General features: G+C 67.5%; 17 protein-coding genes. 10 read left to right on the top strand and 7 right to left on the bottom strand.

Going from position 1 to position 19,983, the window contains the following annotated elements; genetic code table 11:
- Positions 1 to 13 precede the first annotated feature (13 nt).
- The 5 genes from PO768_RS02070 to PO768_RS02090 all read left to right on the top strand — a co-directional run bounded on the left by PO768_RS02070 (position 14) and on the right by PO768_RS02090 (position 7,716).
- Positions 14 to 979 (top strand): magnesium and cobalt transport protein CorA, encoded by a 966-nt coding sequence (locus tag PO768_RS02070; protein WP_272644684.1) that lies wholly within the window; start codon positions 14 to 16, stop codon positions 977 to 979.
- Entirely contained in the window at positions 976 to 3,684 is a 2,709-nt protein-coding gene (locus PO768_RS02075; protein ID WP_272644685.1) for a DUF4118 domain-containing protein, read from the top strand. Before PO768_RS02070 ends, PO768_RS02075 begins: the two co-directional genes overlap by 4 nt.
- Entirely contained in the window at positions 3,677 to 4,378 is a 702-nt protein-coding gene (gene kdpE, locus PO768_RS02080; RefSeq protein ID WP_137943009.1) for a two-component system response regulator KdpE, read from the top strand. Before PO768_RS02075 ends, kdpE begins: the two co-directional genes overlap by 8 nt.
- Before the next feature lie 58 nt (positions 4,379 to 4,436).
- The gene (locus PO768_RS02085) at positions 4,437 to 6,515 is read left to right on the top strand and encodes a TonB-dependent siderophore receptor (RefSeq protein WP_272644686.1); all 2,079 of its coding nucleotides are present in this window, start codon (positions 4,437 to 4,439) and stop codon (positions 6,513 to 6,515) included.
- Positions 6,516 to 6,633: 118 nt separating this feature from the next.
- Positions 6,634 to 7,716, top strand: a complete 1,083-nt coding sequence (locus tag PO768_RS02090) for a PepSY-associated TM helix domain-containing protein (RefSeq protein WP_272644687.1) — start codon at positions 6,634 to 6,636, stop codon at positions 7,714 to 7,716.
- A gap of 6 nt (positions 7,717 to 7,722) precedes the next feature.
- Here the strand turns inward: PO768_RS02090 and PO768_RS02095 are convergent, their stop codons facing one another.
- From PO768_RS02095 to PO768_RS02105, 3 genes are all read right to left on the bottom strand, one after another.
- The gene (locus PO768_RS02095) at positions 7,723 to 8,451 is read right to left on the bottom strand and encodes a type 1 glutamine amidotransferase (RefSeq protein ID WP_272644688.1); all 729 of its coding nucleotides are present in this window, start codon (positions 8,449 to 8,451) and stop codon (positions 7,723 to 7,725) included.
- A 126-nt stretch (positions 8,452 to 8,577) separates the two neighbouring features.
- A complete protein-coding gene (locus tag PO768_RS02100; protein ID WP_272644689.1) occupies positions 8,578 to 9,594 on the bottom strand; it encodes a choice-of-anchor A family protein in 1,017 nt (338 codons plus the stop codon).
- A gap of 165 nt (positions 9,595 to 9,759) precedes the next feature.
- Positions 9,760 to 12,468 (bottom strand): TonB-dependent receptor plug domain-containing protein, encoded by a 2,709-nt coding sequence (locus PO768_RS02105; protein ID WP_272644690.1) that lies wholly within the window; start codon positions 12,466 to 12,468, stop codon positions 9,760 to 9,762.
- Between the two features lie 408 nt (positions 12,469 to 12,876).
- On the opposite strand from PO768_RS02105, the gene PO768_RS02110 reads away from it, so the two are divergent.
- Complete coding sequence (locus tag PO768_RS02110; RefSeq protein ID WP_272644691.1) at positions 12,877 to 13,284, top strand: GreA/GreB family elongation factor; 408 nt, start codon at positions 12,877 to 12,879, stop codon at positions 13,282 to 13,284.
- A gap of 73 nt (positions 13,285 to 13,357) precedes the next feature.
- On the opposite strand, the gene PO768_RS02115 is transcribed toward PO768_RS02110, so the two are convergent.
- The 3 genes from PO768_RS02115 to hemP all read right to left on the bottom strand — a co-directional run bounded on the left by PO768_RS02115 (position 13,358) and on the right by hemP (position 16,056).
- Positions 13,358 to 14,338 carry a choice-of-anchor A family protein gene (locus tag PO768_RS02115; protein ID WP_272644692.1) on the bottom strand — a complete coding sequence of 327 codons (981 nt, stop codon included), beginning with the start codon at positions 14,336 to 14,338 and terminating at the stop codon, positions 13,358 to 13,360.
- A gap of 194 nt (positions 14,339 to 14,532) precedes the next feature.
- Positions 14,533 to 15,795, bottom strand: coding sequence for a DUF2325 domain-containing protein (locus tag PO768_RS02120; protein ID WP_272644693.1), 1,263 nt, complete (start codon positions 15,793 to 15,795; stop codon positions 14,533 to 14,535).
- A gap of 45 nt (positions 15,796 to 15,840) precedes the next feature.
- A complete protein-coding gene (hemP, locus tag PO768_RS02125) occupies positions 15,841 to 16,056 on the bottom strand; it encodes a hemin uptake protein HemP (RefSeq protein WP_272644694.1) in 216 nt (71 codons plus the stop codon).
- Between the two features lie 181 nt (positions 16,057 to 16,237).
- Between hemP and bfr the strand changes: the two genes are divergently transcribed.
- On the top strand, positions 16,238 to 16,708 hold the full coding sequence (bfr, locus tag PO768_RS02130; RefSeq protein ID WP_137942997.1) for a bacterioferritin: 471 nt from the start codon (positions 16,238 to 16,240) through the stop codon (positions 16,706 to 16,708).
- A 128-nt stretch (positions 16,709 to 16,836) separates the two neighbouring features.
- Complete coding sequence (locus tag PO768_RS02135) at positions 16,837 to 17,070, top strand: (2Fe-2S)-binding protein (protein ID WP_262971083.1); 234 nt, start codon at positions 16,837 to 16,839, stop codon at positions 17,068 to 17,070.
- 24 nt (positions 17,071 to 17,094) lie between these two features.
- Here PO768_RS02135 and PO768_RS02140 read toward each other — a convergent pair whose 3' ends face one another.
- Complete coding sequence (locus PO768_RS02140) at positions 17,095 to 18,006, bottom strand: LysR family transcriptional regulator (protein ID WP_272644695.1); 912 nt, start codon at positions 18,004 to 18,006, stop codon at positions 17,095 to 17,097.
- A 98-nt stretch (positions 18,007 to 18,104) separates the two neighbouring features.
- On the opposite strand from PO768_RS02140, the gene PO768_RS02145 reads away from it, so the two are divergent.
- Together PO768_RS02145 and PO768_RS02150 are read left to right on the top strand one after the other, a co-directional pair.
- Positions 18,105 to 19,076: a tripartite tricarboxylate transporter substrate binding protein gene (locus tag PO768_RS02145; protein ID WP_272644696.1), complete on the top strand. Its 972-nt coding sequence runs from the start codon at positions 18,105 to 18,107 to the stop codon at positions 19,074 to 19,076.
- Between the two features lie 7 nt (positions 19,077 to 19,083).
- A complete protein-coding gene (locus PO768_RS02150) occupies positions 19,084 to 19,980 on the top strand; it encodes an alpha/beta fold hydrolase (protein ID WP_272644697.1) in 897 nt (298 codons plus the stop codon).
- Positions 19,981 to 19,983 lie beyond the last annotated feature (3 nt).

Raw genomic sequence — 19,983 nt, forward strand, 5'->3', positions numbered from 1 at the left:
TGACAATGCCGCGATGCTGATCAACTGCGCCGCCTATCGCGAAGGCCACAAGGTGGCCGACCTGGCCCCCGAGGAGCTGGGGGCCTATCTGGACCAGCCGGACACCTTTGTCTGGGTGGCGCTGCGTGACAGCGATGCCGCCGAGCTGGAGTCCTACCGGCGGCTCTTCAATCTGCACAGCCTGGCCGTCGAGGACGCCAGCCATGGCCACCAGCGCCCCAAGGTCGAGGAGTATGGCGACGACCTGTTTGTCGTCATGCACCTGATCGATTGGGTCGGCGGCGAGCTGCAGCTCGGCGAGGTGATGGTCTTCGTCGGCCGCAACCACGTGCTGTCGGTGCGCAAGGGCAGCAAGCTGCATTTCCTGGGCGTGCGTGAGCGCTGCGAGCGCGAGCCGGAGCTGCTGCGCCAGGGCCCCAGCTTCGTGCTCTACGCGCTGATGGACGCGGTGGTGGATCGCTATTTCCCCATCGTCGATCTGCTGGAGTCGGAACTGGAGGAGATCGAGCAGAGCATCTTCACCAGTGGCGCGGCGCGCGACAACATCCAGCGGCTCTATGCCTTGAAGCGCCGCCTGATGCTGCTGCGCCGGGCGGTGGCGCCGATGCTGGAGATGCTGTCCAAGCTGCATGGCGGCCGCACGCCGCCGATCTGTGCCAGGTCCGAGGACTACTTCCGCGATGTGGCCGACCATCTGGCGCGCATCCACGGTGCCATCGAGTCGGTGCGCGAGACCATAGGCACGGCCATCCAGGCCAATCTGTCGATGGTGGCCATCGAGGACAGCGATGTGACCAAGCGTCTGGCCGCCTGGGCCGGCATCTTTGCCGCGGCCACCGCCTTTGCCGGCATCTGGGGCATGAACTTCGAGGGGATGCCCGAGCTGAAATGGCAATGGGGCTATCCGGCCGCGCTGGGCCTGATCACCACGGTCTGCGTCGGTCTTTGGTATCGCTTCAAACGGGCAGGGTGGCTATGAGCGACGATCAGCGCCCCGACCCGGACGTGCTGCTGGAGCAGCTGCGCGAAGAGGAAGAGAAAGCCGCGCGCGGCAAGCTGCGCATCTACTTCGGCTCCTCGGCCGGCGTCGGCAAGACCTATGCGATGTTGCAGGCGGCTCGCAAGCTGAGTGCCGAATGGAGGGACGAGGGGCGGGCGCCGCTGATTGGCGTGGTCGAGACCCATGGCCGCAGCGAGACGATGGCGTTGACCGAGGGCCTGGAGATACTGCCGCCGCGCCAGGTCGAGTACCGCGGCAAGACCCTGCCCGAGTTCGATCTCGACGGCGCGCTGGCGAGGCAGCCCGCGCTGATCCTGGTCGACGAGCTGGCCCATAGCACTGTGGCCGGCTCGCGGCATCCGAAGCGCTGGCAGGATGTCGAGGAGCTGCTGGCCCATGGCATCGATGTCTACACGACGCTGAACGTCCAGCATCTGGAGAGCCTCAACGATGTGGTGGGCGGCATCACTGGCGTGCGCGTGCAGGAGACCTTGCCCGATACCTTCTTCGACGCCGCCGACGAGGTCGTGATGGTGGACACGCCGGCCGACGAGCTGCTGGCGCGGCTGAGCGCCGGCAAGGTCTATATGCCGGCCCAGGCTGAGCGCGCGGCCAGGAACTTCTTCCGCAAGGGCAATCTGATGGCCTTGCGCGAGCTGGCGCTGCGCCGCACCGCCGACCGCGTCGAGGATGATGTGCAGGCCTGGCGCAGCAAGCAGTCAATAGCCCAGGTCTGGAAGACCGAGGCCGCCATCCTTTGTGCGATCGGCCCTGAATCCAATGGCTCGGGGGCCGAGCATGTGGTGCGCGCGGCCGCGCGCCTGGCCCAACAGCTCAATGTGTCCTGGCATGCGGTCTACGTCGAGACACCGGCGCTGCGGCGCCTGCCCGACGCGCAGCGCGAGCGCATTCTGCGGGTGGTGCGCCTGGCCCATGATCTGGGCGCGGTCACTGCCGTCTTGCAGGCGCAAGACCCGGCCCCGGCCCTGGTGAACCATGCCCGCGAGAACAATCTCTCGCAGCTGGTGCTGGGCCGCGCCGCACGGCGGCCGGCCTGGCGCCGCTTGCTCGGTGGGCCCGGCCTGCACCAGCGCCTGGCGGACAGCGCCAGCGATGTCGACCTGATCGAGGTCGGCCAGCCGGCCACGCCGGCGCCGGTGCCTGACACCGTCGATCCCGGTCTGGCCTTGGGCCGGCAATGGCAGCGCTATGCGTTTGCCGCGCTGGCCTGCGTGGGTACCACCGCGCTGGCGCTGCCGCTGCAGCCGGTCTTCGACGAGGCCAATATCGTCATGCTGTTCCTGCTGACGGTGCTGGGGGTCTCGCTGCGCTGGGGGCGCGGTCCCTCGGTGCTGGCCAGCTTTCTGAGCGTCGGCCTGTTCGACTTCTTCTTCATCGCCCCGCATCTGAGCTTCGCGGTCTCGGACGTGCAGTACCTCTTGACCTTTGTCGTGATGCTAGCGGTGGGCCTGATCACCGGCCAGCTGACCGCCCATCTGCGCTACCAGGCCCAGATCGCGGCCGAGCGCGAGGCGCGCTCGCGAGCCCTGTTCGAGCTGACCCGCGAGCTGTCCGGCGCGCTGCAGACTGAGCAGGTGGTGCAGAGTGCGCAGAGCAGCCTGTCGCGCGAGCTGCATGGCCGGGCCCTGGTGCTGGTGCTGGACCTGAAGGACGCCTTGCTGCTGCCCGAGGGCGAGGCCGATCCGCCCGATCTCGGCACCGCGCGCTGGGCGCTGGACCATGGCCAGGCAGCCGGCCTGGCCACCGACACCCTGCCGGGCAGCGCCTGGTTCTATCTGCCGCTGCAGGCGCCGATGCGCGCGCGCGGCGTGCTGGCCCTGCGGCCGCGCGATCTGGCCAGCGTGATGCAGCCGGAGCGCCGCGCCCAACTCGACACCTATGCCAGCATCATCGGTCAGGCGCTGGAGCGGGTGCATTACGTCGAGGTGGCGCAGGACGCGCTGGTGCATATCGAATCCGAGCGCCTGCGCAACTCGCTGCTGTCGGCGCTCTCGCATGATCTGCGCACGCCGCTGGCCGTGGTCTACGGCCTGGCCGACACGCTGGCGGCCTTGCCCGCCTTGCCCGAGGCCGGCCGCGAGATGGCGCAGGCGCTGCAGCGCGAGTCGCAGCGCATCAACGCGATGGTCAACAACCTGCTGGACATGGCGCGGCTGCAAAGCGGCGCGGTGCAGCTGCGCCTGCAGTGGCAGCCGGTCGAGGAGGTGGTGGGCAGTGCCCTGCAGGCCATGCAGGCCAGCCTGGCCGCGCACCGGGTGCAGACCGAGCTGCCGCCGGGGCTGCCCATGATCAATCTGGATGCGGTGCTGATCGAGCGGGTGCTGTGCAATCTGCTCGAGAACGCGGTCAAGTACACACCCGCCGGCAGCCTGATACGCATCTCGGCCGAGCTGCGCGAGGACGAGCTGTGGCTGCGCGTGGCCGACAACGGCCCCGGTCTGCCGCCCGGCCGCGAGGAGGCGCTGTTCGAGAAATTCGCCCGCGCCAAGAGCGAGAGCAGCACCCCCGGCGTCGGCCTCGGGCTGGCGATCTGCCGTGCCATCATGCAAGCCCATCAAGGCGGCATCCATGCCGAGCCGGTGCCCGGCGGCGGCGCCGCCTTTGTGCTGACCCTGCCGCTGGGCAACCCGCCGCCGCTCCCCGACATCGAAGACCATGAGTGATCCCTCTCCCGTTGCGCTGATCGTCGAGGACGAACCCAGCATCCGCCGTTTCGTGCGCATGGCGCTGGAGGCCGAGGGCTGGCAGGTGCATGAATGCGAGACCGTGCGCCAGGGCCTCATCGACGCCGGCACGCGCCGGCCCGAGCTGATCGTGCTGGACCTGGGCCTGCCCGATGACGACGGCATCAACTACCTGAAGGATCTGCGGGCCTGGTCCGGTGTGCCGGTGATCGTGCTGAGCGCCCGCGCCAGCGAGGCCGACAAGATCGCCGCGCTCGATGCCGGCGCCGACGACTACCTGACCAAGCCCTTCGGCGTCGGCGAGCTGATGGCGCGGGTGCGGGTGGCGCTGCGGCGCAGCCAGTCGGCCGCAGCGGCGGGCGAGCCGGCGCAGACCGTGTTCCGCTTTGGTGCCGTCGAGGTGGACCTGGCAGCGCGGCGCGTGCTGCGCGAAGGCCAGGCCGTGCACCTGACGCCGATCGAGTACCGGCTGCTGACCCATCTGATCGCCAATGCCGGCAAGGTGCTGACGCACCGCCAGCTGCTGAAAGCGGTCTGGGGTCCCAGCCATGTCGAGGACAACCACTATCTGCGCGTCTATATGGGCCAGCTGCGCCAGAAGCTCGAAGACCAGCCGGCCCAGCCCCGCCATCTGCTGACCGAGACGGCGGTGGGCTATCGGCTGATGCCCTGAATCGGCCGGGGCTTGAGATTAGAATGCGAACAATTCGCATTAAATTTTTTTCCCGCCCATGTCCACCCTCTGCCTGCCGGCTGCCCGGCGCAGCCTTGCCCTGTCCACGCTGACGCTTGCCGCCCAGGCCGCGCTGGCCGCTTCGCCCAGCCTGCTCGATACCGTCGTTGTGAGCGGCGAGCGCCAGAAGAGCTTCGCGCCCAGCTCGGTCCAGGTCGGCGCCTTCCGCGACCAGGATCCGCTGGACGTGCCGCTGACGAACAACGTGATGTCGCGCGAGCTGCTCGATGCGCAGGGCGCGCAAGGCCTGTTTGACGCGCTACGCAACACCGCCGGCGTGACCCGCTCCCAGGTCAGCGGCTCGACCTACGACAACCTGTCGATCCGCGGCATCATCGTCGAGAACCGCGGCAACTACCGGCTCAACGGCAGCCTGCCGGTGATCAACCTGATCGACATCCCGCTGGAAAACAAGGAGCAGGTCGAGGTGCTGAAGGGCGCCTCGTCGATGTATTACGGCATGGTGCCGCCCTCGGGCATCGTCAACTTCGTCACCAAGCGCGCCGGCGCCAAGCCCGTTAGCTCGCTGACGACGACGCTCAACGACCATGGTGGCATCAAGGCCCATGTGGACCTGGGCCGGCGCTTCGGCGCGGACGACAGCATGGGCATCCGCCTGAACGCGGCGGCCGGCAAGGAAGAAAACGGCATTGCCAACTTCAAGGGTGACCGCGGCCTGCTGGCGCTGGCTTATGACTGGCGCGTCTCGCCGTCCGCCAACATGAAGCTGGACCTGGAGCATTACCGCAAGGACGTCAGCGAGCAGGCCGCGATCCAGCTGCCTGCTGCAGTGAACGCTGCGATCAGCCTGCCGCGTGTGCCTGACAACAAGACCAATCTCGCGGCCGACTGGGCACGTTATGACGCCGAGGCCACCAACGCGCTGGTGCGCGGCGATATCGCCTTGAATGACGACTGGGTCGTCAGCCTGGAGACCGGCCGCGCCGAGACCAAGCGCGACCGCAATCTCAACACCTTCCAGAACTACAACAACCAGACCGGTGCCGGGCGGGTCAGTATCAATGTGCTCAAGGGCCAGGCCTATACCAACACCAACCATCGGATCGAGGCGATCGGCCGTTTCGCCACCGCAGGCGTCCAGCACGAACTGACCCTGGGCGGCAGCTACAACCTGCGTGAAAGCGCCGGCTGGCGCAGCGGCACGGCGACGGCGCCGCAGAACCTCTACGCGCCGGTCGACGTGGCGCCGGTTAACCCGCCGCTGACGCAGACCGGCTTTCCCTCCGAGATCCGCGACCGCGGCCTTTACGTCTACGACCGGATCGCGATCGGCGAGCAGTGGCAGCTGCTTGCCGGCGTGCGCCGCACCGACTACCGCAGCCAGAGNGACCGCGGCCTTTACGTCTACGACCGGATCGCGATCGGCGAGCAGTGGCAGCTGCTTGCCGGCGTGCGCCGCACCGACTACCGCAGCCAGAGCAGCAGCGCCAGCGGCCTGGGCAAGCCCTACGAGGTCGACAAGACCACGCCGAATGTCTCGGTGATGTGGAAGCCGATGACGAACCTGAGTATCTATGCCAGCCTGCTGCGTGGCCTGGAAGAGACCGGCACTGCACCGCTGACGGTCAGCAACGCCGGCGCCATTCTGCCGCCGGCCTTGAGTAAGCAAAAGGAGCTGGGCCTGAAGGCGCGCCTCGCCCAGAGCCTGTTGCTGCAGACGGCACTGTTCGAGATCGAGCGCGCGCAGGCCACCACCATCGCCAACGTCTACCAGGTCGGCGGCCAGAGCCGCTACCGCGGCCTGGAGTTCTCCGCCAGCGGCGAGATCGGCCGCGACTTCGCGCTGGTAGCGTCCGCCGTGCTGCTGGACGCCGAAATCATCAAGGCCGCCAGTGCCGCCGAGCTGGGCAAGACGCCCGAGAACACGCCTAAGAACACCTTGGGCCTGTTCGGCGAGTACCGCATGCCGATGGTGCAGGGCCTGGCCTTTAATGCCGGCGTCTATCACGTCGGCAAGCGCGCGGTGAACAACAGCAACCAGGCCTGGATCCCGGCCTACCAGGTGGTCTCTCTGGGGGCGCGCGCTACCAGACCAAGCTGGCCAACCAGCCCCTGAGCTTGCAGGCCAATCTGGAGAACGCGGCCGACAAGGACTACTGGAGCACCGCCGGCAACAACCTGCTGGGCGTCGGTGCGCCGCGCACCCTGCGCGTGACCGCCAAGCTGGACTTCTGATGGCGCTGCCGAAGGCCCGCCGTGTCTGGCTGTGGCTGCACCGCTGGACCGGCCTGACCCTGGGCCTGCTGCTGGCTCTTGCTGCGCTGCTGGGCGCGGCGCTGACGGTGCTGCGCCCGCTGGACCAGGCCCTGCATCCCGAGCTGTTCAGGTCGGCTGCTCAAGGCGACGCCGGGCCGGCCGCGCTGGAGCTGCTGCGCCAGCGTCTGGTGGCCGAGTTCGGTCCCAAGGCGACGATGACACTGCGCCCGCCACGCGAGTCGGGCGAGAGCCTGCGCGTGCTGCTCAAAAGTCCGCAATGGGAGGGCACGCTCTATATCGACCCCAGCACCGGCCGCGAGCAGGGCCGGCGTGGCGAGCACGAGGGCGTTGCCAACTTCATCTTCGAGCTGCACAGCGCGCTGCTGCTGGGCGACACCGGCAAGGCGATCCTGGCCAGCGTGTCGCTGGCCTATCTGGCCCTCTTGCTGACCGGCCTGATCCTGTGGTGGCCGATGAACGCCGCGCAGTGGCGTCATGCCTTTGCGCTGAAGCTGGGCAAGGGCGCGACGCGGGCCTTGTTTGATCTGCATCGCCTGGGCGGTGTCGTGCTGGGCCTGCTGATCGTGGTTTCGGTCGCCAGCGGGGCCTGGATGGCCTGGCGGCCGCTGGGCGTCTGGGTCAGCAGCCTGGCCGGCGAGGCTCCGGTCAAGCCGCCCAAGGTCGGCCGAGCCGAAGGCCCACCCCTGAGCCTGGATGAGATCGTCGCAGCGGCCCGGGCCCGCTGGCCCGAGGGCATGGTCGGCTATGTGCAGCTGGGGGCGGCGGCAGACCGGCCGGTGCGCGTGCGCCTGAAGCTTCCCGATGATCCGCACCCCAACGGCCTGTCCTCGGTCTGGCTGCATCCGGTCGATGGCGCCTTGCTGGCGCAGCAGCGCTGGAACAGTTTGGACCTGGGCGGACGCAGCACCGCCTGGATCTATCCGCTGCACACCGGCACCCTGGGCGGCCCGCTGCACGAGGCGGCCACCGGCCTGATAGGCCTGAGCCTGTTCGGCCTGGGTTTCAGCGGTGCCTGGCTGTGGTGGCGCCGGCGCCGCTGAGGCCGTTCACCACCCGCCGTGCAGCTGTACCAGGGTCGGGCGGCACAGTCCCGCAGCCCATTCCCGGTAGACGCCGCGCGCCACCCGGTGCAGTTCGGCGGTGCGCTCGCGCAGGCCCTGCAGCATCTGCGCCTCGGTCTGCACGGCCGGGCCGTGAGCCAGGGTCAGTTCTTGCCGGGATTCTTCGCACCAGGCGCGCACGCTGGCCTCGGTGACCTCCAGATGGGACTGGAAACCCAAGTGCTTGCCGTGGGCGAAGCCCTTGTTCAGGCAATGCATGCCGAACAGCGTGCGGGCGGCGCCGCGCGGGATCTCGAAGGTGTCGTAATGCCAGTTGAACAGCGTGGCGTGGGTGGCGCCACCAAACATCGCGCGGGCGGCCGGCGTCACGGCCAGCCGGGCCCAGCCGATATTGGGCCAGGCATTGCGGTGCACCTGGGCACCCATCGCACGCGCCAGCAGCTGGCCGCCGAAGCAATGGCCCAGCACCGGCACGTCGCGGCTCAGCGCCGCCTGCAGCAGCGCCATCTCCTGAGCGATCCAGGGCAGGTCTTCATTGACGCTGTGATTGCTGCCCAGCACCACCAGGCCGCTGTGGTCGCTGGCCCGCAGGGGCAAGTCCTGACCCTGGGCCGGATGGAAGATCTGGAAGGGGATGTCCTGTTGCTGCAGAAAGTCCAGCAGATAACCGGGGCCTTGGCTGGCTTCGTGCTGGAGGATGGCGACTGGGCGCATGGGCCGGGCCGGCACCGTGGCCGACCTGTTGTTGCGAGGCCTTCAGTCTCCCGGCCCGCAGCTCAAGAAATCGCCCAGCTTTTGCACTGCAGTGTCAAGACGCCATCAAGACTGCAGCCACCTGATTCAGCGCTTGCGGCGCGCTGCGACGAAGCCGATCACGCCCAGGCCGGCCAGCAGCATCGCCATGCTGCCGGGCTCGGGCACGGCCGAGATCGTGCCGGCAAAGGCGGCGTCGTTGATCTGCACCGAGCCGTTCCAGCTCTGCGCGATCACCTGGCCATTGATCACGCCGGAGCCGGCCGTGAACTTGGCCAGCGGCGCGAGGAAGGAGGCGGTGACGCCGCCGCTGAAGCTGACCGTCTGCGCGTCGACCAGATTGAACAGCACGCGGCCACTGTCGAAGCCGGTGTAGCCGTGGTTGCCGAAGTCGACCTTGCTGCCGTGCACATTGATGATCACGGTCGCATTGCTGCCCAGATTGCTGAGCTCCAGGTTCTTGCCGACATCGGCGGCATTCAGGTCGAACACGGCCAGCCCGGCGCCTTGGCCGTTCAGCACCATATTGCCCCAGACATTGGCGACGCTGCCGCTGTTGGCAAAGCCGTCGAGCTGCTGCGAGAAGCTGCTCAGCCGCGCCTGCTCGGCCGCGAAATCGATGCCCAGGTTCACCGTGCTGCCGGCTGCCGCCTTCTGCGGCAGCGGGTTCTGCCACTGCTGCACGCCGGTGGCTGTGCCGCCGTAAGTGATGCTGTCTGCCGTCAGCCAGGCCTTGTTGGCGTTCAGATTGCCGCCCACCCGCACATCGCCGATGAAGCTCGCGCCGCTTTGCGTGCTCAGATTGCCACCGACGACGGTGTCGCCCCAGAGCTGGCCGCCACTGAACTGCAGATGGCCGCCGACCGCCAGGCCTATGCCTTCGTACAGCGCACCCGAGCCCTTGGTGTTGATCGAGTAGCTGCCCAGCTTGGCATTGCCGCCGACCGCGACGCGGCCCTCGACATCGCTGGAGCTGGCGGTGAAGTTGTCGAACACCAGCAGGTTCAGGCCCTTGTCCAGACCCAGCGCATTCGGCGCGGCCTGGGCCAGCGAGGTCGCCAGCAAGGTGGCGGCGAGGGCGGAGAACGGGGTCGAGCGGCGCATGCGTGAGATCCTGTCTTGAAGAGGTGCGCGCATTCTTCTGGCATGAAAGCTCCGCGTAAACCCTGATTCCGGGTGTCGCGGCGCCGTACCGTGCGCTAACTCACGCTTTGCCCGAGAAAGTCCGCCCCCTGGATGCGCGCAGCGCTGCGAGGGGGCGGGCTTGTCTCAGCCGCCGAAGCGGTGCTCGAACTCGATCCAGCCCTGGCGGCCGTGCGGGCTGTAGCGGCTCGTCGGGTAGAAGGGCCAGCCGCCGCCCTTGTCCAGCGGCACGCTGCCTGCCACATTGTTGAGGATCAGCGAGAGCTTGCTGTTCTCGTTGAACTCGTAGCCGCCGCTGATATTGAACAAGGCCTTGGGCTTGATCCAGCCTTTGTCGCCATCGGGGATCTTGCCGTTGCGGGTCGCGGTCAGCGTGCTGGACCAGGGGCCGTGGTTCCAGCTCAGGCTGGCGACCAGCTTCTCGGGCCAGTCGTCGAAGTCGCGCGTGCCGACCTGGTTGCTGGCGGCATCGCCGGCGAACTGGCGGTAGACATAGCTTTGCACCTTGGTGTACTTCACACGGGTCTGGAACTGGCCGAGGCTGACGGTCTGCCAGCTGTAGCGGCCGGCGATGTCGAAGCCGCGGGTGCTCTTCTGCGCCGCATTGATCGGGTTGACCAGGATGTCGCGCACCTCGCCGGGCCGGACCACCGCATTGGCTGGATTGCGGCGCACGCGCCGGATCGCATCCACGCAGGTCGGGCTGCCGATGTCCTTGGCGCCCAGGCGGCAGTCGGCCTCGTCGCGCAGCAAGGTGTCGGAACTCAGATTGGTGACCAGGTCATCGATATGGATCTTCCAGAAGTCCAGCGAGGCATCGAACTGCGTGCTGGGCGACCAGACCAGGCCCAGGCCCTGGCTGCGGCCGTTCTCGGACTTCAAATCCGAGCTGCCATTGCTGATGTAGTTGAAGCCCGGCGAGATATTGCGCAAGCTGCAGGTGGCCAGGGGCTGGCCGCTCAGGCCGCAGGCGTAGTAGTCGGTCGAGGAACTGTAGTAGCCCTTGGACTCGGCGGTGTAGATGTAGTTCATGTCCGGCGCTCGGAAGCTGGTCGCATGGTTGGCGCGCAGCAGCAGCTCGGCGTTGGGGCGGAACTCCAGCCCGCCCTGGTAGGTGAACTTGTCGTCGCTCTTGCCGGCAAAGCGGTAGTCGTCGTAGCGGCCCGCGACGGTGGCGGTGAGCTGTCGGGTCAGCGGTGCCTGCAGCTCCAGCCCCAGGGCGGTGCGCTGGCGTGTGCCCTTGACCAGGGCCGATGCGGTGGTGTTGTAGAACACGCCCTGACCCAGACGTGGGTCGGCCTCGTTGCTGAAGCCCTGGCTGCCGATCTCCGCCAGCGCGGCCATCTGCACCGGGCCGGCCGGCAGCGTGAACAGCTCGCGGTTGACGTTCAGGCTCAGGCCATGGGTCCAGGCCTTGTTATGGCCCTCGCTGCTGCCGTTGAGCTTGTCGTACTCGGCCGGCGTCAGCGCGGTGAACAGGCGCTTGGGATCGGGCGCGTAGATCGGCACGCCCTTGGCGTCCACGCCTTGCTGCTTGCCCAGGAAGAACTCGTCGATATTGGCCAGCAGGCGTGGCACCGGCGTCTTGCTGCGGTAGACCGAGGCGTTGTAGCTCAGCTCATAGCCCCAGTCGCCGAGCTCGCCGCGCGCGCCGAGGGCCAGATTGCCCGAGCCGTCGCGCCATTCGCGGTTGAAGCGATCAACGCCGCCCAACTCCTCGGGCGCGATGCGCCGGGTCCAGGTCTCCAGATTGCCAGTCACTGCATTGCGGAAGTAGCCGGTGGAGGCCGCCAGCGAGGTCCAACTGGGGCCGCGCGTGTTGTTCTCGGTGCGGTTCAGGCCCAGCAGCGCTTCGGCGAAGAGCTCGGTCCTGTCATCGAGCTGCCAGCTCAGCAGGCTGGCGGCATTGAGGCTGCGGTTGCCGGTCTGGGTGGTCCAGTAGTTGGCGCCGGCGCGACCGCTGGCGCAGAAGCTGCCGGTCTTGGTCTCCCAGCGCCGGGTGCTGCCGGAGAACAGATCGCCCAGGGCCTCGCAGGTGCCGGCGCCCGGATCGATGTAGTTGCTGCCGGCGTTGCGCCGGCCGAACACGACGGCAGGCGCGGCGCCCTGCAAGGTGCTGTCGGACATGAAGCTGCGCTGGCGTGCCCAGATCGGCTGGCGGCTGCTGAGCTCCAGGCCCCAGATGCCGCTGACCGCGCCGCTAGCCACATTGCCGGTCAGCTGCAGCCGGGCGTTCTCGCCGCCGCCGTCCTCGGTGCCGCCGGCCTTCAGATTCAGGCGCAGGCCGTCGGTCTGCTTTTTCAGGATGATGTTGACCACACCGGCGATCGCGTCGGAGCCATAGACGGCCGAAGCGCCGCCATGCAGGATCTCGATGCGGTCGATCAGGGCCGAGGGGATGTTGGCCAGGTCGACGAAGTTGACCGAGCCGCTGTAGGCGGTCGGGTAGTCGGCGACGCGGCGACCGTTGATCAGCGTCAGCGTGTGGTTGGGCCCCAGGCCGCGCAGGCTGATCGCATTGGCGGCCGGCGTGAAGGTGTTGCCGAAGTCGGCGCCCTGGACGAAGCCGGTGTTCTCGGTCAGCGAGTTGAGCGCGTCGAAGACATTCTTGTAGCCGTGGCGGGACAGGTCCTCGGACTTGATCACCGTCACCGGGTTGGCGCTCTCGGCCTTGGCGCGCAGGATGCGCGAGCCGGTGACCTGCACGGTGGGGGCGGACTGGACGGTGCTGCCGGTGGCGGCGGCGTCCGTGCTGGCTGCCGCAGCCGGCAGGGCATAGGCCAGCGCAACGGCCAGTGCGATCGGCGCGGGCCGGCAAAGTGGAAAGTACGACATGTATTTTTCGGTTGGGGTCAGGTCTTGCCAGCAAGCGTGGGGCGGCTTGTGGCCGGTCGGCTTCGGGAGCGAGCTGCGCAGCGTAAGCAAGCCGGCCCGCAGGCCCAAGGAAGAAGCGCGCATATGGTTAAGCGTGTCTGCCGGCCTACAATGCCTGCATGTCTGCACCGGTCTTTGCTACCCGCTTCGCTGCCCAGCGCGCCGCTCTCGCGACGCCGCTGCAGTCGTGCGCCTGCCGAGCACAGGCGGCCGCTGCGCAGCATGCCCAGCCGGCCGCACCCCTCTAAGCCCGGCGATCCGCCACCCCTCATCTTTTCGCGCACCATCGATCGCCGGGCCTCTGCCCAGCGCGTCGGCGCGCGCCGCACTTTCTCAAAGCGGCGTGCTTGCCTTCGATCGGAGTGCCTCATGCACACGCCAAACACCGTCAGGCCCGAGCGCCTGCTCACGGCCCTGGATCACCGCCGCCTCAGCAAGTTGCTCGAAGCTCAGTCCCATGAAACCCTGCAGGCGCTGCTCGATGGCGCCGATCTGGTGGATTCCCGCCAGGTGCCGCCCAATGTGGTCACGATGTACTCGCAGGTGGAGATCGTCGGCGTCCAGACCGGGCGGCGTCACCGCCTGACCCTGTGCTACCCGCATGACGCCGAGCCCAGCGTCGGCTTTGTCTCGGTGCTGTCGCCGGTGGGCACGGGCCTGCTGGGCCTGCCGGTGGGTTCGCTGGCGCGCTGGCAGACACCCAATCGCGACGAGGCCGCGGCCGAGATCGACGCCATCCTGTTCCAGCCCGAAGCCAGCGGCGACTACACGCTGTGATTCGCGAACGGCCATGAAAAAACCGCAGGCACGCGTCAGCGCTGCCTGCGGTTCGAGTGGCCTTGAGCTGCGATCAGGTCTGGCGGCGACGGCGTGCGATGAAGCCCATCGCGGCCAGGCCCGCCAGCATCAGCGCATAGCTCTCGGGCTCGGGCACCGGCGAGGTCGGGATGAAGGGCTCATAGCCCAGCTCCAGCTTGCCGTTGGGACCTGCGCTCAGCGAGTTGGCGATCAATGTGCCTTCCAGGTGGCCGCTGCCGATCACATCGGCGTTCACCGCCAGCACGCTGCCATTCAGGAAGCTGCTGACGTTGACGTTGGTGGCATTGCTCAGGTTGAAGATCAGGCGGTCGCGGTGCGAGGCCAGGCCGTCGCTGGAGTTGGCCTGGTCGCCGCCCAGATTGCCCGAGAACACCACGTTGGTCAGCGTGCTGTTGATCACCACATGGGCGCCGGCCTTGACGTTGTTGAGCGTGATATTGCTCAGCGCGGTGTTGCCCAGGTTGAAGATCTGCACATCGGAGCTGCCGTCGCCGGTCAGCGTCACGCCGCCCGCGCCCAGCGCCCAGCTGCCGTTCTGCGCGCTGCCGGCCAACTGGCTGGACAGGCCGCTCAGCTGGGTCTTGGCGGCGGCGAAGTCCAGGAAGTTGGCGTTCTTGGTGGCCGTGCCGTACTGCCAGTCGACCGCGTTCAGGCTGCCGCCGTAGACCAGGCCGCCCATGTTCAGCTTAGCCGGCACCCAGGGGGCGGTGCTCGGGCCAATCGAGGCGTTGGTGTCGGTGTTGTAGTTCGGGCCGTTATAGATCGAGCCGGCATTGCCCCATTGGCTGGTGAGTGACACGCTGCCCTGGACGACCAGCGATGGCGCCGTCGAGCCAAAGGCATTGCGGTAGCCGACGTCAAAACCCGAGGTCAGATTGCCGCCCACCGCCAGCCGGCCTTCGACATCGGCCGCGGCGTTCACATTGCCGAAGAAGAAACCGCTGTAGCCCTGGGCCACGCCGAAATCGATGACCGGCAGGGCTTGCGCCGCCTGCACCATCAGACCTGTCATCAGGGTAATAACCAGTTTGATACCAGTCTTGGGGGCTGTTCTCTGCAAGCTCATTCCTCGTCCTCCGCTATGGGTGTTGTGTAGGTTGGCTGCCTTGTGGGCGGGCAACGAGCGGATTCTTCCCTGGGGTTTGCCCCAGGTCTACCCCTGACTTAAGTGGTATCTATCTGGTTTGTGATCTATGCACGAGCGATTCAGGCTTCGGTCGGCTTTTCGCTCAGATGGCCCAGCGCTCGCTGCAGGCTCGAGGCGCTGGGTTTGTCGACAAAGACGCAGCGCTTGCCATGGCGCTTGCAATGGTCCTTGACCCGCCAGTAGGCGTCGTGGCTGATGCAGCCGGTCTGGCAGATCACCAGATCGGCGGCGGCCAGGCTGGCGTCCAGCTTGGCGACGGCGTCTTCCTCGCCGCCGTCATGGTGCAGGAAGCGCCCGCCGGTGCGTTCGATCAGCTGGCGGTAGATCGGCACCACGGCCTGGCGGCCGCCGACGCAAAGCACCGCGCGCTCGCTCAGTTCGGGCAGGGCCAGGTCTGGCTCGGAGGCCGGTTGCGGGGCGCGCGCCAGATCCAGCATCTGCCGGGTTTCTTCGACGCGGCGGCGCTCGCGCTCGACCTGCTGCTGGGCCGCCAGCAAAGCGCGCTCCAGCTCGTGGATGCGGCCCTGCTGCAGACGGATCTGATCCGCCTGCTCCTGGCGGTTGCGCAGGCCCGGCACGGCGGCCTCCAGGCGCTGCAAGTCTTCGCGCAGACCGGCCATCGCCGTGTCGCGGCCCAGCAGCTCGCCGCGCAGGCGCAGCTGCTCCGACTGCAGGCGTTCGATCTGGCCGGCGCGCTCGGCCAGCAGCCGGCTGCTGCGCGACTGAGCTTGCGCGAGCTCGCGGCCCAGGATCTGGTTCTCGTCGAGCAGGGCCTCCAGGCGCTGAAGATCGGCGCGGTTGGCGGCGCCGACCTGGTGCTGCAGCATATGGATGTCGCGCAGCACCTGCTCCTGCAGGCCGGCGTCGCAGCGCGCATGGGTCAGCGTCGCCCACAGGCTGCCGGCCACGTCGTTACTGAGCTGGGCGGCGGCCCACCAGCGCGTCAAGGCCTCGGTGCTCTTGTGCTGGGCGGACTGGCGCAGCGCGATCGCATAGCGCTGGTCCAGCTCGCGCTGCAAGGTCTCGGCTACTGCCGAGCGCGAGCCACATTCATTGATGGCGCCGCAATGCAGGTCGTAGTCGCTGGCGACGGTGCTGCCGCCCAGGCTCTTGTCGATGCGCCGGCGCAGCACCGGCATCGGCAGGCAGACCCCGATCACCGGGCACAGCGCCTGCGACGGCAGCTCCCAGAGGCGGCGCCGGCGCGAGCCGCGTGCCAGGGGCTGGACGCTGTCACCGACCGGTGCGGGCGTGGGCAGGGCGCCCGCGACAGTGGGCTCGTCGCTCAGCAGGCGGGAGAAGACATTGGGCTTGTCGCACATCGACGGGGTCCTCGTGGCCAGCGGACGCAGCCGCAGCCCTGTTGCTTACTTGGTCAGGATCAGCTTGCCCAGCGAGGTCAGGCGCAGGCGGTAGAGCTGGCCGCCATGCTCGATCTCGACCTCGCGCTCATTGCCCAGCAAGGCCTGGCTGTTCAGCCGTCGCCGGTCCGGGACGCCGGCCGCAGCCAGGGAGGGCAGAACCGGCAGGCCGGGCTCGTGCGCCACAGCGGGGCGCGGCAGGGTTTGGATGGATGGGTTCATGCGCCGCATCTTAAATGCGAACTATTCGCAATAGCAATAGGAATGATGGTCTCACACTGCAAATAGTCAAATTGCGTCTGAGAACGCTTCGTATGCAGAGCGTGAGCTCACGGGTTTGCGCTGCGGGCTTGGCCGTCAGCAAGCACAATGCTCGCCAGATTCAATAAGAAGGAGAAATGCCATGAAAGGCGATGCCAAGGTTCTGGACTACCTGAATGCCCAGCTGAAGAATGAGCTGACCGCGATCAACCAGTATTTCCTGCATGCCCGCATGCTCAAGAGCTGGGGCTACGAGCGCCTGGCCAAGCATGAGTACGAGGAGTCGATCGAGGAGATGAAGCATGCTGATCGCCTGATCGACCGCATCCTGACGATCGAGGGCCTGCCCAATCTGCAGGACCTGGGCAAGCTCTTCATCGGCGAGACCGCCGTCGAAACCCTGCACTGCGATCTGAAGATCGAGGTCGGCTCGCACGGCCTGCTGAAGGAAGCCATCGCCTATTGCGAGTCGGTGCGCGACTATGTGTCGCGCGAGCTGCTGGAAGACATCCTCAGCGACACCGAGGAACATATCGACCACCTGGAAACCCAGATCGAGCTGGTGGCCCAGGTCGGCGAGCAGAACTGGTTGCAGACCCAGATGACGTCCTGAGCGTTTCTGAGCAATCCCGGCCGCCGGCTGGGGTTATTGATGCGAACATGATTGAGAAGGGTTCGCATTTGCGCTAGAGTTCGGGGCAAGCCGGCGTGGTGCCGGTCCCGACCAGGCTTTAGCGCCCCATGATCGTCTGCCTCTGCCACCGAGTTTCCGACCGCGATATCCGCCGCAGCGTAGACGCAGGCATCCGTAACTTCGATGTCTTGCAGGACGAGACCCGGGTGGCCTCGGCCTGCGGCTGCTGCCATGACTGTGCCCGCGAGGTCTTCGATGCGGCGCTGGCCAAGAGCGGCTGCCCGGGGCTGTGCCATATTGATCAGGCCGAGGCGCAGCCGGTCATGCTGGTTCGCGGCTGACGCTGTCGGCCAGCAGAGGGCGACCTACCAGGCGCCACCCTCGCTGCGGTGGGGCTCGAAACGCAGCAGCAGAAAGTCCACCAGCGCCCGCGTCTTGGCCGACAGATGGCTGCGGGTCGGGAATACCGCATAGATATTGGCCGAGGGCAGCGACCAGTCGGCCAGCACCGGCAGCAGCGCGCCCTGGCGTAGCAGTTCGGCCACATCCCATTGCGAGCGCAGCAAGATGCCATGGCCGTCCAGGGCCCAGGCCAGCGTTGATTCGCCGTCATTGCTGCTCAGCGGGCCACGCACCTTGATCGTCTCCTGGCGCGCGCCCTGGCTCAGATGCCAGGTGCCGAAGGTCTCGTCGCGCTCGCGCAAGAAGATGCAGGCATGCTGGGCCAGTTCGCGCGGCGTGGTGGGCGTACCGGCACGCTGCAGATAGGCGGGGGCTGCGCACAGCAGACGGCGGTTGCGGGCCAGCAGCCGGGCCGTCAGCCGCGCATCGGGCAGCTCACCGAAGCGTATCTGCATATCGAAGCCCTGCTCGACCAGATTGACCGGCCGATCGCTGAGGTGCAACTGGGCCTCGACCTCGGGAAATTCGCGCGCAAACACCGACAGTGCCGGCGCGATGTGGCGGCGGCCGAAGCCCAGCGTCGCACTGATGCGCAGCAGGCCCATGGGCGCGGCGCGGCTGCCGGCGACCGTGCGCTCCAGCGCATCGAGCTCGGCCAGCACCCGGGCACCGTCAACCAGATAGGTTTCGCCCTCGGGTGTCAGGCTGATGCGTCGCGTGGTCCGGTGCAGCAGGCGCACGCCCAGACGCCGTTCCAGCGCGGCCAGGCGCTTGCTGACGGCCGGCGGCGTGATGCCCAACTGCTGGGCTGCCGCCGCCAGGCTGCCGTGCCGCATCAGCAGCGAGAAGAAGGCGAGGTCGGAGAAACCATCCATTGGTGAATCAAACGACTTGAAGAATTGTCGAAACAGACATTATGCGACTTCACTTCATGGATAGCATCAGGGCACAAGATCACATCTGGAGACCGCCGATGAACAAGCGCCATTTCACCCACACCCTGCTTGCCGTGCTGGGTCTGCTGCCCCTCGCTGGCGCCCAGGCGCAGAGCTATCCGGAGCGGGCGATCAAGCTGGTCGTGCCCTATGCACCGGGCGGCAGTGCCGATATCGCCGCGCGTCTGATCGCCGAGGAATGGGGCAAGCAGCTAGGCGGCAGCGTTTTCATCGAAAACAAGGGCGGTGCCGGCGGCAATCTGGGCGTCGACCAGGTTGCCAAGTCGGCGGCCGATGGCTACACGGTGGGCCTGCAGACCGTCTCGCTGGCGATCAACCCGGCGCTGACGGCCAAGATGCCTTACGACACATTGAAGGACCTGGCCCCGATCGGCATGGTGGCGAGCTCCCAGCATGTGCTGGTGGTCAACCCCAAGCTGCCAGCCAAGGACATCAAGGAGTTGCTGGCCGTGCTGAAAGCCCAGCCCGGCAAGCTGACCTACGGCTCGGCCGGCGCGGGCAGCACCTGTCATATGTCGGCCGAGCTGTTCAAGGCGGGATCGGGCCGGCCCATCGTCCACATTCCCTACCGGGGCGGTGGCCCGGCCTTGACCGACACGATGGCTGGCAGCGTCGACCTGAGCTTTCCGGTGCTTTCGGCCGCGCAGCAGCATGTGCAGGCCGGCAAGCTGCGCGCGCTGGGCGTGACCGGCACCAAGCGTTCGGCCCTGATGCCCTCCGTGCCGACGATTGCCGAGGCCGGGCTGCCGAACTACGCCTTCGAAACCTGGTTCATGGTGTTCGCACCGGCCGGCACTCCCAAGCCGGTGCTGGACAAGCTCAACAGCACGTTGAACCAGGCGCTCAACAGCCCGGCGCTCCGGGAGCGCATGATCCGCGAAGGCTTCGACCCGCTGCCCGGCACGGCCGCCCAGGCACGCTCGCGGCTGGAGAAGGAAATGCCGCAATGGGCCAAGCTGATCAAGGAGCGCGGCATCACCGCAGATTGAGGTCCTCATGTCCAATGCCCTGTTCCCGGGTTTCGAGTCCCGCCTGATCACCGTCGAGGACGGCGTGCAGATCCATGCCCGCCTGGGCGGCGAAGGTCCCCCTTTGCTGCTGCTGCACGGTCACCCGCAGACCCATGCAATCTGGCACAAGGTAGCGCCGGCGCTGGCCCGGCACTTCACTTTGGTGCTGGCCGATCTGCGGGGCTACGGCGATTCGTCCAAGCCGAGCGGGGCGGCTGACCATGCCAACTACAGCAAGCGGGTGATGGCCCGGGATATGGCGACGCTGATGCGCGCTCTGGGTCACGAGCGCTTCGCGGTGCTGGCCCACGACCGAGGCGCGCGCGTCGCGCACCGGCTGGCGGCCGACCATGGCGAGCAGGTGCGGCGCCTGGTGCTGCTGGACATCGCACCGACCCTGGCGATGTACGAGCAGACCAACGAGGCTTTCGCCCGCGCCTATTGGCACTGGTTCTTCCTGATCCAGCCCGCGCCGCTGCCCGAGCGTTTGATCACGGCCGATCCGGCCGCCTACCTGCGCGATGTGATGGGCAGTCGCAGCGCCGGCATGACGCCTTTCGATCCGCTGGCGCTGGCCGAGTACACACGCTGTCTGAGCCTGCCCGGCACCGCGCACGGCCTGTGCGAGGACTACCGCGCCGCTGCCGGCATTGATCTGGCGCATGACCGTGCCGACCGTGACGCTGGCCGCCGATTGGCCATGCCGTTGCTGGCACTCTGGGGTGCGCAGGGCGTGGTGCAGCGCTGCTTCAAGCCGCTCGACGCATGGCGCCGTGTCGCCGACCAGGTCACTGGCGAGGCCTTGCCCTGCGGCGACTACATCCCCGAGGAAGCGCCGGACGCCCTGCTGGCGCGGGCGCTGCCCTTCCTGCTGGAGGACTGACTC

Source organism: Paucibacter sp. XJ19-41, assembly GCF_028462495.1.
GTDB lineage: Bacteria > Pseudomonadota > Gammaproteobacteria > Burkholderiales > Burkholderiaceae_C > Roseateles_E.